The following is a 13376-nucleotide window of genomic DNA, read 5'->3' as shown; positions in this document are numbered from 1 at the left end:
GCCGCACCTAAGTACATCACGGTGGCACACACCACCGCCTTTCTTGAGCTCCTCCTCTTCCTTTCTTCCCCCTCCCGCTGGTGTAATTGATCTAATGAGCAGGTATCTTTCTCCGGAGCGCGAACGCCTTTTCCGTATCTTTTCCGTTGGCTTTATTTCGCTCGTCGCTTTTGAGAGCATGGCGGTCACCACGGCCATGCCTACCGTCGCGCGCGCTTTTGACGGCCAGAACCTTTACGCCCTCGCGCTCGGTGTGGTACTTGCGGCCCAACTTATGACGACGGCGCTCGCCGGGGAATGGTCCGATTCCAAAGGCCCGCATTCCTGCCTGTACACCGGCGTCGTGCTTCTCACCGTGGGGCTCGCGATCTGTACCGTCTCCCCCAGCATGGAAATTTTCGTGGCCGGGCGCGCCATCCAGGGCCTGGGCGGGGGCCTCATTATCGTGCCCTTCTACACCATCGTGGGCAATAGCGTGCAGCCGCGTCGTCGCCCTGGATTCTTCACCGCTTTCGCCGCTGCCTGGGTCCTCCCCTCGCTTTTCGGCCCCCTGCTCGCCGGCATCATCGTTGAGGCAATGTCCTGGCGGTGGATTTTCGGTTTCGTACCGGCCACTATCCTGTTCATTGGGCCATTCTTCTTTATCGGTATGAACAAAATCCCGGATATTGATCGCGTCAAGAAACCGATGAATATTCGCACCATGGTCATTCCAGCTTTCGGTACCGGCGCCCTGGTAGCCTGCCTGCAAATTATGAGCGGGGCAACCTCGCATAATGCGCACACTTTCGCCATTATCGGGGTGTGCGGAGTTGGCTTGCTCTTCTGCGCTCGCCCGCTCTTCCCGCGCGGGACTTTCCGTGCGCAACGCGGGCTTCCCGCCACTATTACCACCCGTGTATTGCTGGGAACATTCGTGGCAATCGAGATGTTTTTGCCGCTACTGCTCCAGGATGTGCACGGGTGGAGCCCGGTGGAAGCCGGTCTTATTTTATCGGTTGGCTCAATTACCTGGGCGGTGGGCTCGTATTTCTCCGGGCGTATTACCAACGCGGCGCTGCGTCTACGCCTGCCGCTATGGGGCTCGATTGCCGATGCCATCGGTCTTGCCCTGGTGCTGGCCGGCTCGCACCACGCGCTTCCCGGAAGTCTCGTCATTATTGGCTGGGCCATTGCCGGTATCGGTTGCGGTTTCGCTTTCCCGGCGCTGAGCGTGCATGCACTCGCCTGCACCTCTCAGGCGGGTCAGGGGCGCACCTCCTCTGCGCTCCAGGTCGCAGACTCCATGGGAACATCGCTCGTCGCCGCGATTATTGGCATTATCTATTCGGTTCTTACCCCGCCGCAGGATATTGCGCTTATGGCTGGAATCGCGGTATCCATCGCACTGACTATCGCAGGTGCGGTGGTGGCCAGCCGCATTGTGCCGCCCGCGGGCAGCGAGGCCGCGGCCAATCTTGCCGAATCGCAACGCCTGAGCGGCGTCGGCCCGGGTGGAGAACAACTGAGCGGCCCGGATATGCTCAGCGAGGATCCCAGCGCCGCGTGAACAGAGGGCAAGCTCACCGCGCATATCCGCCGTCGGACTTGCGCCCCGGAGTAAACTAGTAGCGGCGCGTTTGCGTCCCCTGTGCCTATGTTAGGAATTCATGTCTGAACATCTCGGCGAACACACGCCGTCTGATTCTTCCTCCACCGCCATTTCGGCGACTTTCGCTGACCTCGGACTTTCCGAGGAAACGCTCACCGCTATTCATGCTCTCGGTTTTGAGCACCCCTCCCCGATCCAGGAGCAGGCCATTCCGCTGCTGCTGAGCGGTCGGGACGTTATCGGTGTTGCCCAAACAGGAACGGGGAAAACTGCGGCATTCGGTTTGCCGCTCCTGGAACGGGTGGATACCAGCAACGCCGTCGTACAGGCACTTGTGCTCGCACCCACGCGCGAACTCGCACTCCAGGGCGCGGATGCCATTGAATCTTTTGCCCACGGCACGGATACCAAGGTGCTGGCTGTCTACGGCGGTTCGCCCTATCCCCCGCAGTTGCGCGCCCTCGAAAACGGCGTGCATGTGGTGGTGGGTACCCCCGGCCGCATTATGGATCTCATTGATCGCGGCGCGCTCGTGCTCGATCACGTTTCCTACTTCGTTTTGGACGAAGCCGACGAAATGCTGCGCATGGGCTTCGCGGAGGACGTGGAAAAGATCGCCTCGGATTTGCCTGAGGAACGGGTTTCGGCACTTTTCTCCGCCACTATGCCCCCGGCGATTCGCCGCGTGGCCGATTCTCATCTCCACGATCCGGAGGAAATTACCGTCACGCCACCGGCGTCCACTGTCGCGAATATTACTCAGGAGTTCGCCGTAGTTCCGGCCCGCCGCAAGGTGGGAGCCCTCGCCCGAGTGCTCGCGGTTTCTGAGGCCGATGCCGCCCTCGTCTTCGTGCGCACCCGCGCCACCGCCGAAGATTTGGCGATTGAGCTGGGTACCCGCGGGGTGGCCACCGCAGCGCTGTCCGGCGACGTCGCCCAGAAAGATCGTGAACGTCTGGTTTCGCGCCTGCGTGACGGCACCCTCGATGTTCTTATCGCCACCGATGTGGCCGCGCGCGGCCTGGACGTGGAACGCATTGGGCTGGTCGTCAATTTTGATGTGCCACGCGAAGCCGATACTTACGTGCATCGTATCGGCCGCACCGGCCGCGCTGGCCGCGAGGGACGCTCACTGACATTCGTGACCCCGAAGGAACTGCCGCGCCTGCGCCGCATCGCGAAAACCACCAAATCAAAGATGGAAGAAATTGATCTTCCCACCCCGGCCGAGGTCTCGAAACTGCGCGCCGCCAAACTCATGGAGCAGGCTCGCACCCGTTTCGATGCCGGGCGGCTCGGGGTCTACCGTGAGGTACTCGAACAATTCTTGGCCGCGCAACAAGAGGTGCAGCAGAATAAGAACGACGACGCCGCAGCCTCTGCCGCCACCCTCCCCTGTGAAGAAAGCGTTCCGGAAACTAGCGCAGCTCCAGCCTGTGATGGCGAGGAAGCTCGCGAGGAAACACCGGGTATTTCCGAAGCGGCAGCAGATATAACCGAGGCGGATGCCTCTTCTTCGGAAGCGCTGCCTTCGGAAGTAACGGAGCCGGGACCCGCGCCGATGAGCCTCGAGGATATTATCGTGGCCCTGCTTGCCTTGGGCGTGCGCGATCCCGGGCCTTCCGCGGATGAGGAGGAAAGCTTCACCGGGGAGGATAACCGCGATTCCTTCAAGAAGAAGCGCCGTGAAGCTCGCGAATTCAAGGGTGGGAAGCGTTACCGCATCGAGGTTGGACATAAGGACCGGGTGCGGCCGGGAGCGATCGTTGGCGCGCTCACCCACGAAGGCGGGCTGCGCGGCTCGGACCTGGGCCACATCGATATCTACCCCACGTTCTCCCTGGTGGAAATTGGGGTGCCACTTTCTCCGGAAGCCCGCAGGCGCATTTCCGAAGCGCAGGTTTCCGGGCGTGCTCTGCGGATCTCTGAAGACAGCGGAGCTCCCGCCGCGCGCCGCTCAGGCCACAGCCGTTCGGACCGTGCTGGGCGTTCTGATCGGGGTGCACGCGGGGATCGGCGCGGGCGTGGCCGTAGTTCTTTCAACCGTGGCGATGATGGTGACTACGGTTCGGACTACCGGTCTGAGCGGCGCTCAGACCGGCGTCATGATCGGCATGATCGCGGGGAACGCCGCGGTGGGCGCGGGTGGCGGCGCTCATAGATTTTGCTATTCAGTGTTCACGCGCTGGTAACCATGCCCCGGTAGAGTGGTGACGGGTGGATAAACTTTCATCCATCACCGCTCTTCCGAGGAGAATTCCATGCGTAAACTTGTTGCCGGTCTTGCAGCTATCTGCACCGCATTCACTCTGACGGCGTGCTCGAACGGTTCCGGAAAGGATGCCGCTCCTCCTCGTGATGAGATCGTGGCCGGACTGAACGAGGGATTCGCTACCGCTATGAAGGAAACGGGTACGTCTGCCCCGGTCGGACTTCAAGAAGCCATGGTTTCTAGCTTTGTTGGGTGCATAGCAGATGGGGCTATCGAACAGGGTGTTTCGGTGGAGAGCCTCAAGATTATTGCCACGGGTGACGCTGATAAATTCAATGACCTTCCGGAGAAAGATGATGCGCTGCTCCAAAAGATCACTGAGGGCTGCGTAACGAAGCTCATCGGCCAGCCCCAGGGCTAATACTCTTCACGAAGAGCCACCGGGTAATACCGCACCCCAATGGACATACGACCCGGTGTTTGACGCAACGTCACTCAAGCACCCGCCGGGCAGCGCGGCGGCGGATCTCACGCGGGCACCCCGCGAGCGAAAGCCGCGTAGCTGATAGCATCTACTTGTTTTATTCCGCATGGAAATGAGTGAAAATGCGTAAACTTTTAGGTGCAGCAGCCGTGGTATCTCTCGCGGTGAGCCTGGCTGCATGCTCGGGTAATAGCACTAAGTCCGAATCGGCTTCGCCGGTTCCGGAAACTTCGGCCGCTTCGGCGCCGGCGGCTCCCTCGGCTACCAATACGAACACCGCTGAGCCTTCCGCTCCGATCACCGATAAGGGGCCAGCGGCTATTGCAACGGAAGGCCCTGCTCCTACCCGCGATGAGGTGAGTGCCGGCATGCTCGCCGCTACCTCCGAGCTGCTCAAGAACACCCAGGGTGTTCCCGAAGCTCAGAAGGCAATGCTCCCCCAGCTGGTGGAATGCACGGTCGATGAAGCTTTAACCCGTGGCCTGTCCGAGCAGGGCCAGCGTAATATCGCCGCGAAGATCCTTTTGATCTCCCAGGAAGACCAGGTAATTATGGGCGAAGCAGCCAAGGTCTGCGGAGAGAAATTCGGGGCGAACTAACCGATATCCGAATCTGCCCGCACGGGATGCGATTTTCGATACTTAATTAATTGCAGGCTATGTTCCTGACGCGCACTTTGTGCCGCTCGGGTAAGTCGCAGATGCCTAAGGGCGGGAGCCTCCACTGAAGGAGACTCCCGCCCTTAGTCCGCTTTGCTTATGGGCGCTGGGTTTTAGGCATCCCATCCGGTGAGGCGCAGGCGACGCGCCCGCCCAGATACCCCGCGCGCGGAAAGTTCGCGGAGCCTCTCGAGGGAGTCAGTACCGGCCCGCACCTGGGTGCCGGAAAGCCCATCGAGCTCGCCTGCCGCAAATGCCTGGGCGATAGCTACCGATTCCCCGAGCGGTACCCATTCGGTGCGGTCGCGATAGCGTTTCATGGAGGCCGTCATATCGGTTTTGACCGCTCCCGGATTGAGGGACAGTACCCGCAAGCCGTGCTTGTATCCGGCTAGATGCAGAGAAGCCGCCAGCCGCAAGAGCGCTGTTTTCGAGGTGTAATAGGACACCGCATCCGCCGAATCGTGGGAGGCCGCGGTGGCGGAAAGATCAAGAATTCTCCCCCCGCCACGTTCTAGCATAATCGGCACCAAAGTTTTCGCTAGCTGGAACGGCGCCTCCACGTTAATGGCGATGGTGCGCTGGAAATCCTCCAGACTGGTATCCCAGGGAAGTTCTTCTTCCCCGTAGACCCCGGCGGAATTGAGCACCATATCGGGTGCGCCTTCCTCCAGGAGGATGCGCAGCATCTCCCGAATAGAGGATTCCTTGGCTAGATCACACCCGAGGGTAATAATCTGGGCGCCCCGGATCTCGCATTCGGTAGCGGTACCATCCAAATTGGAAAGCTTGGTCGCCAGCAAAACGAGGGTGCGCCCGGGCGCCGCTAAGCCAATAGCAAGCTCCTTACCCACGCCCCGCGAGGCTCCGGTGATGAGAATCCGGCGGGCCGGCGCCAGTCCTTCCGATTCTTGCCGCGTCATTACGCCCTCAACTCCGCACCGAAATCTTTGCGCATCCGGCGTGCTACCCGGTGGCGTACCTGGGCAGTTTCCTCAGCGGTCAGGGTGTGATCGGTGCGGAAACGCAGCGAGAATGCCAGTGACTTCTTACCTTCCGGTACAGGATCGCCCGTGAACACATCGAAGAGTTCAACATCTTCAAGAATTTCCCCGGCAGCCGCTACGATAGCTGCGCGGACCTCGCCGGCAATCACGTCGGCATCAACAATAAAGGCGAGGTCTTCCTTGGCGACCGGGCTGGTCCATACCGGTTTCACCGCGGCAGGTTCCATCGTCTCGGGAAGCGCGGCATCCGTATTGACCTCGAAAGCAACCGAACGCATCGGAATGTCCAAGGCCTTGCATACTGCCGGCGCAAGTTCCCCGGCATAGCCAACTACCTGATCGCCACTCAGGATGGCCGCGCAGCGCCCCGGATGCCAGGGCGCCTGGCTCGCAGCCCTCACCGAAACGTCGGCGAGCATACCGGCAGCCCGCCGCCCGGCTTCCACCGCGTCACGCCAATCCCAGGTTTCTACCGAGTAACCGGCCCGCGCCGGCGTGCGCGGCCCGCAGGCCACCCCGGCCACGTGATGAGGCTGGGCAGGAATCGCCGCGTGGAGCGCAGTGATCTCATCCTCGGAGGGGCGCTGGCCCGCTGCGGGAATCGGAGCCGGGCTAATCCCAGCTGGCCGGCTCACCGTGCCCATCTCAAACACTGCCACGGCTGGATTACCCCGCTTCACATTGAGCGAAGCCACCGGAATGAGAGTATCAAGCAAGGAAGTGCGTAGCAGATTGGCATCGTCTTGCAGCGGGTTAGCCAAGGCGATAGCGGTACGCCGCTCATCATCCGCAGCGTACCCGAGTTCATCGAAACGCGCAGCCGGAATAAAGGGATAGGTGAGCACCTGCACCCACCCGGTTTCCGCCAGGGTGCGCGCAATATCGCGACGCTGACGCTGCGCGGGGCTCAGGCCGCGCCCCGCCGGAGCGGTGGGAACAGCAGTCGGAATCGCATCGTAGCCTTCTAGGCGTGCAATTTCCTCCACCAGGTGAGCCGAACCCACCAGATCTGGGCGCCAGGTGGGAGGCTGCACGCTCCACACTTCACCGCCGCGTTCCACCGTGCAGCCAATATCCGTGAGGATCTCATCAATACGATCCGCACTCAGCTGCAAAGAGGTCAGGCGTTCCACATCCGCAATCGGGAAGGACAGCGCGGGCAACTGGCGTACCTGCCCGTACACAAAGACTTCATCTGTTGCTTCTCCCCCGCCGTATTCCACCAAAAGGTCGACGACGCGCTGCGCGGCCACCGCCGCCACCGCGGGATCCACCCCGCGTTCGAACCGCTTGGATGCTTCGGTGGGAAGCTTGTGCCGCCGGGCGCTACGCGCCACCGATACCGCGTCAAAATGAGCGGCTTCTACCAGCACATTGCTGGTTTCTGCGGTGATCTCCGTATCCGCACCGCCCATAACGCCGGCCAGGCCGAGAACTCGGGCTCCATCGTTATCCGTGATAAGAAGATCTTCCGGATCGAGCGTGCGTTCCACATCATCGAGGGTGGTAAGTTTTTCACCCGCGGTGGCGCGCCGCACCACCAACCCGCCGCCGCGAATCTTATCCAGATCGTAGGCGTGTAGGGGTTGGCCCAGGTCCAGCATCACGTAATTCGTGGCATCAACCGCCAAGGAAATGGAGCGCTGCCCCGCTTGCTGAAGACGGCGTGCCATCCAGGCTGGGGAAGGCGCAGCCGGATCCACCCCGCGCACCACTCGAGTAACGAAGAGGTCGCAGCCGGGTTTGCCGTGAATCGGCGCAGTATCTTCCACCTGCACCGGGAAACCTGTGGGCGTGGCCTGCGGGAGTGGGTGCTCAGGGATACCAGGATCGGTGAAACGGGCGCCGGTGGAGTGGTGGTATTCGCGGGCCACTCCGCGCATGGAGAAGCAGTAACCGCGATCTGGCGTCACGTTAATTTCCAGGGTCTCCCCGGGCAGCCCGAGGAATTGCCGCGCGTCACTTCCGAGTTCCACACTGGCGGCGGTCGCGGCGTCGAGCACAATAATGCCCGCACTCTCATCGGAAAGCCCTAGCTCACGTTCCGAACACATCATGCCGTCAGAAATATGGCCGTAAGTTTTGCGGGCCGCGATCTCAAAACCTCCGGGAAGAACCGCTCCGGGCAGGGAGACAACCACGGTATCACCGGCCTCAAAATTATGGGCCCCGCAAATAATGCCACGCGAGGGCAACTCGGAGGGCTCTCGGCCGGTACCCGGCTCGTCATTGTACTGGCCCACGTCCACGCGGCAGTAGTTAATGATTTTGCCGTTGCTTTGTTTCTTCGGTTCGCGGGTGAGAACCCGGCCGAAAACCAGCGGGCCGGTAACTGCACCGGGATAGATTGTTTCTTCTTCCAAGCCGACTTTTACCAGCGCTGCTGCTAACTGCGCCGGGGTGAGATCCTCGGGCAGCTCCACATGCGAACCTAACCATTCCTGCGGAATAAGTGGCATTAGTTTCCCCTCCCGGTGGTTCCGAATTGCATGGAGAAGCGCACATCGCCTTCCACCATGTCACGCATATCAGCAATGGAATTGCGCAGCATCAGGGTGCGCTCCAGGCCCATCCCGAAAGCAAATCCGGTGTAAATATCCGGGTCGATACCGTTATTGCGCAGCACTTCCGGATTGACCATGCCGCAGCCGCCCCATTCAATCCAGCCCGGGCCGCCTTTCTTTTGCGGGAACCACAGGTCCATTTCAGCACTCGGTTCGGTGAAGGGGAAGAAGGATGGGCGCAGGCGAGCCTTGGCCTCGGGCCCGAACATATGGCGGGCGAAGTGATCGAGGGTGCCTTTAAGGTGGGCCATTGTCAGACCCTTATCAACCGCCAGGCCCTCCACCTGGTGGAAAACCGGAGTGTGGGTGGCATCTAGCGCATCGGTGCGGAATACCTTGCCCGGGCAGGCGATGTAAAGCGGAGCCCCGCGGCGCAGCAGCGCGTGAGATTGCACGGGCGAGGTGTGGGTGCGCAGCACCAGGTTGCGTTCCTCGGTAACCTCACCATCAGCGCCGACAATGCCCGATACGTAGAAGGTATCTTGCATCTGGCGTGCCGGGTGGTCAGGTCCGAAATTCAGGGAGTCGAAGTTGAACCACTCGTGTTCCACTTCCGGGCCTTCAGCGATCTCCCAACCCATGGCAATAAAGAAGTCGGCAATATCCTCACTGAGAACCGTGAGCGGATGGCGCGCACCGCGCGGGGAGCGATTGGTCGGCACGGTCACATCCACCGTTTCGGTGGCGAGAGCCGCGGCCGCTTCCGCCTCCTCAATGCGGGCGGTGGCACTGGCGAGAGCCGCCTGGATTTCCTTGCGGGCCGCGCCCAGAAGTTTTCCGGCAATGGGCTTTTCTGCTTTGGCGAGGTTACGGATCTGCATATTCGCGTGAGTGATCGGAGCATTATCACCGCTGTGCGCCAGCCGCGCGGCTTTCAACTCCTCGAGAGTGGTGGCCGCCGCGAAAGCACTACACGCCTGCGCAACGGCTGCCTGCACTCCCGCTTCGTCCAGGGGACTGAGCTGTGAGGACATAGCTGCCTTTCTTGTTGTTAACCATGTCAATTCTAGTCAAAGTCGCCGAGAGTGCGTAACAGCGGGGCCGAGATGGACTCGGCCCCGCTGTGAGGTTACTGGTAGCACGCTCGCGCCGCGGTACGCGGCGCCGGCGTCGTTCCTAAATTTAGCGCTGGCTCAGGGGAACCTCAGGCCAGAGCTTGTCCCAGGAATGCCCGGTGAGGTCTTCAGCAACCTTGCGGGCTTCGGGAGTGGCGTCGTCCTTCGCCCCGCCTGCTTCCAGACGGTGGATCTCATCCATGAGAATGGCGTGGGTTTGCTTATCCAGCTTGACGAAGCGGGAAACAAGCAGCGCCACCCCGATGAGGATCGCGGGAAGAATAACCGTCACGAAGGCGATCATATGGGAAGCGCCGGCGGACTGAACCACCTGGCAGGAGCTTTCCAGCGCGCCGGAGGCATCCACCTTGCAGGCACCTTCGTGCAGCGGGGTGTAGCCGGAGGCCGCGAGGTTCGTACCCTTTTCCAGCGGGTTGACGAAACCACCCAGATCCATGAACCAGCCCACGAGGAAGGTTCCCAGCGCACCGGTGGACTTACGCCCGAAGGTCATAACGGCGGCGTAGATACCGGCGCGATCTTCGCGGGTCATGATGTAGTCCACGTCCGGGATGAAGGGGTACACATTCCACGGGGTGTATTCCAGCAGCGCGCGCCCGCACTGGTAGATAACCGCGGTGGCCAGCAGGTAGATGAAGGCATTGCTTTCCGGCCCGATGAGGTAGATCGCACCCACGCCCGCCAGCGAGGCGAGGATCAGGGTGAAGGAGAAGGCCCACAGGAAACGCGGCCCGTGCGAGAGCATGAGGAACATGGCCCAGATCGTCATGGGGATACCCACGATGGATACGGCCTGCAGCCAGAAGCCCTGGGATTCGCTCATCCCCACCGCGTAGACCGCGAAGAAGGTCAGCGCCGAAGCGTACACGTCCTTGCCGGTAAAGGAGAAGAGGTAGACCGTCAGGTGCTTATTGTAGGAAGAGTTACGGAACACCGAGGTGAATTCCACCGCGGTGTGCTTGAGCATCTGGAAACCGTTCATCTTCGGCATGGCATCGAGTTCGGCCACGAATTCCGGAGTGAGCGGACGCTCCCAGGTGGTCGCATAGGTGGTGAATACACCGATGGCGAAGAGCACCGCGAAGGCACCGCCAATTCCGAGGTAGGCCCAGGGGTTCGAGACGTTACCGCGCACCAGCGCCGGGATGAAGAACACCACGAAGGTACCCGTGGCCGAGCAGAACATGCGCATGGACGAGAGTGTGGTGCGTTCTTCGTACTTGCGCGTCATTTCAGTGGGTAAGGTCTCCCACGGAATGAGGATGATCGCGATAATAACTTCGATCAGCAGGTAGATAACAAGGTAGTACCAGAACCCGCCGAAGGGAATCCACAGCAGCGGGAAGATGAGAAGCAGCAGCGGTCCACCGATCATGAGGAAGAAGTGGCGCCGGCCGAAACGCTGCCCCAGCTTTGTACGGTAGAAACCGTCCGTGAGTGGGCCGATAAACACCGAGATAACGGCGTCCACGATACGAGCTACACCGAGGATCAGACCACCCTGGGTAGCCGTGACCCCGCCGTAGTTCGTGAAGAAGTACAGCAGCAGACCCGAAATGATGGTATTCCACCCACCACCCATGAGGTCCACCAGCCCGAAACAAATACCGCGACCAATGGTGATCGGCTTGGCGGTGTACACGCGCAGCTTGGAGAGTTTCTCCAGCTCACCACGCTTATCGGCGTCTAATGCGCCGCTATTGTGTGTTCCCATTTTCTTTTGTCTTTCTGTGAAAGGAGGAACGGTTGTGGTTCGCCATCGACTCTTACCGCGCTCACGCCCGGCTTCCGTGCCCGCGCGAGCTGTTACCGCGCTACACTGCCGCGAAGCTATCACTACCGCTCTTTCGCATCAAAAGCTTATAAGTTTCCAAGGCTTTCCAGCAGTTACCTAGATCCCCGTTCATATCGTGGAGGAGTGACGTGCCGCCGGCGAGATTCTCTGAAAACGGCGGATTATCGCGGTTTTTTGCACGACGACGGCGCTTGCGCGCACCTATCCAGCCCTATCGTGATATTTTTCACATTTAGAAATTCCCGTTTCGTGCTTTCAAATACTCTCCCGAAAACCGCATGTTTTCGCGTAAAGTGAGGGTACGGGCCGCGGCGTCGTCGCCGATGGTCACGCCCCCGGTCTCTGTGCCCGCGTGCCACCTGGCGCGGTGGAGTACCTTAAAAGAAGAAAGCCGAGGCGAGGGAAAGCCCCGCGCCCGGCTCAAAAATAGGAGGATTCAATGTCGACGCCCCTCACTCTCAATCCGGATCGGCTTTTCCCGGCCGATCCGACGCAGCGGAAACTGGCGCGCGAAATTTTCGAGGTCACCAAGAAGCATCCCATCATTTCCCCGCACGGCCACGTTCCCCCCGAATGGCTCGCTCTCAATACCCCCTTCACCGATCCCACGAGCATGCTCCTGACCCCGGATCACTACACCAACCGCCTCTTGCACGCGGTGGGCCGGGTGGATCTGGCCGATCTGGGCGTACCGGTAGGAAGCCCGCTTTCCCCCGAAAAGTCCCGCGCGGCCTGGCGCCTGTTCTGCAAGAACTGGTGGACCTTGCGCGGTACCGCGGTGCAGGGCTGGTTTGAATCCGAATTTGTGGATGTCTTCGATGTGCATGTGCGCCCCTCCGAAGAAACTGCCGACCAGATCTACGATCACATCAACGCATTGCTCAAGACGGAGGAGTTCCTCCCCCGCTCGCTGTACAAGCGTTTCAACCTGGCGATGATGGCCACCACCGATGATCCGGTTTCCGATCTGCGCTACCACAAGCAGCTCCTCGAGGATCCCACCTGGGAAGGCTATATTCCGCCCACCTTCCGCCCCGATAAGTACCTCGAGCCGGCCACCCCGGACTTCAAGGCAAATGTGGAGGCGCTCGGTCAGGCGGCCGATCAGGATGTGTCCACCTATGCGGGCTACGTGGAGGCCATGCGCAAGCGCCGCCTCTTCTTCAAGGAAATGGGTGCGGTCTCCTCCGATCATTCGCATCGCGATCCGGGCACGGCACGCCTACCCGAGGCGCGGGCGGCCGAACTTTACAAGCTCGCCCTGGACGGCAAGATTTCGCCGGAAGACGGCGCTGCGCTGCGCCGGCATATGCTCAACGACCAGGCTCGCCTGGCCTGCGAGGACGGCCTGGTGATGACCTTCCACCCGGCCGTGTACCGCAACCACCACCAGGCGGCCTTTGAGCGCCTGGGCGCGGATGTCGGGGGCGATGTGCCCATGGCTGTGGAGTTCACGAATAACGTGCGTCCCATGCTTTCCGAGTACGGGGACAATCCGAACTTCCAGGTTGTTTTCTTCACCATCGATCAAGATGTCTACCAGCGCGAACTGGCTCCGCTGGCCGGCTACTACCCGAGCGTCTACGTGGGCGCACCGTGGTGGTTCATCGATGAGCCGGATGCGATTTTGCGTTACCGCGAGCAGGTCACCCCCTACGGTACTTTCTACAAGACCTCCGGGATGATTGACGATACCCGCGCCTTCGCTTCCATTCCCGCGCGGCACGACGTCGCACGCCGGATGGACGCCGTGTACCTGGCCCGTATGGTTGCCGAACATCGCCTGGAGCTTGATGAGGCTCTCGAGGTATCCGAAGCACTCGTCACCACGATTCCGGCTCGGGCTTTCCGGGTGGACACCTCCAAGCTGAGCGGAACCACCGCTCAGTAAGGCAGCCACCGCTCAGCCGCGGCACTTACGGCTCGGTAAGCGGAGCGTGGCTCCACACCGAGCCGCCAGCGCCCCAACGAGCTGTCCGGCATTGCAG

The 13376-nt window shown here is 61.0% G+C and carries 9 protein-coding genes; 5 read left to right on the top strand and 4 right to left on the bottom strand.

Annotation, left to right across the window (positions count from 1 at the left end; translation table 11 throughout):
- Positions 1-94 precede the first annotated feature (94 nt).
- From AC5RK6_RS03380 to AC5RK6_RS03365, 4 genes are all read left to right on the top strand, one after another.
- A complete protein-coding gene (locus AC5RK6_RS03380) occupies positions 95-1549 on the top strand; it encodes an MFS transporter (RefSeq protein ID WP_320757625.1) in 1455 nt (484 codons plus the stop codon).
- 100 nt (positions 1550-1649) lie between these two features.
- The gene (locus AC5RK6_RS03375; protein ID WP_435730821.1) at positions 1650-3752 is read left to right on the top strand and encodes a DEAD/DEAH box helicase; all 2103 of its coding nucleotides are present in this window, start codon (positions 1650-1652) and stop codon (positions 3750-3752) included.
- Positions 3753-3852: 100 nt separating this feature from the next.
- On the top strand, positions 3853-4224 hold the full coding sequence (locus AC5RK6_RS03370) for a hypothetical protein (protein WP_320757623.1): 372 nt from the start codon (positions 3853-3855) through the stop codon (positions 4222-4224).
- A gap of 185 nt (positions 4225-4409) precedes the next feature.
- The gene (locus AC5RK6_RS03365; protein ID WP_320757622.1) at positions 4410-4886 is read left to right on the top strand and encodes a hypothetical protein; all 477 of its coding nucleotides are present in this window, start codon (positions 4410-4412) and stop codon (positions 4884-4886) included.
- A 173-nt stretch (positions 4887-5059) separates the two neighbouring features.
- Here the strand turns inward: AC5RK6_RS03365 and AC5RK6_RS03360 are convergent, their stop codons facing one another.
- From AC5RK6_RS03360 to AC5RK6_RS03345, 4 genes are all read right to left on the bottom strand, one after another.
- The gene (locus tag AC5RK6_RS03360; RefSeq protein ID WP_320757621.1) at positions 5060-5869 is read right to left on the bottom strand and encodes an SDR family NAD(P)-dependent oxidoreductase; all 810 of its coding nucleotides are present in this window, start codon (positions 5867-5869) and stop codon (positions 5060-5062) included.
- Complete coding sequence (pheT, locus tag AC5RK6_RS03355; RefSeq protein WP_320757620.1) at positions 5869-8412, bottom strand: phenylalanine--tRNA ligase subunit beta; 2544 nt, start codon at positions 8410-8412, stop codon at positions 5869-5871. The genes AC5RK6_RS03360 and pheT overlap by 1 nt, the downstream gene beginning before the upstream one ends.
- Positions 8412-9491, bottom strand: a complete 1080-nt coding sequence (gene pheS, locus AC5RK6_RS03350; RefSeq protein WP_320757619.1) for a phenylalanine--tRNA ligase subunit alpha — start codon at positions 9489-9491, stop codon at positions 8412-8414. The genes pheT and pheS overlap by 1 nt, the downstream gene beginning before the upstream one ends.
- 148 nt (positions 9492-9639) lie before the next feature.
- A complete protein-coding gene (locus AC5RK6_RS03345; protein WP_320757618.1) occupies positions 9640-11307 on the bottom strand; it encodes an MFS transporter in 1668 nt (555 codons plus the stop codon).
- Positions 11308-11827: 520 nt separating this feature from the next.
- Here AC5RK6_RS03345 and uxaC point away from each other — a divergent pair.
- Positions 11828-13279 (top strand): glucuronate isomerase, encoded by a 1452-nt coding sequence (gene uxaC / locus AC5RK6_RS03340; protein WP_274733062.1) that lies wholly within the window; start codon positions 11828-11830, stop codon positions 13277-13279.
- Positions 13280-13376 lie beyond the last annotated feature (97 nt).

It is taken from the genome of Actinotignum sp. usb-actsch-213 (genome assembly GCF_059085665.1).
Note: the sequence above shows the minus strand (reverse complement) of the source record. Positions and strands in the feature narration are given on the sequence as shown.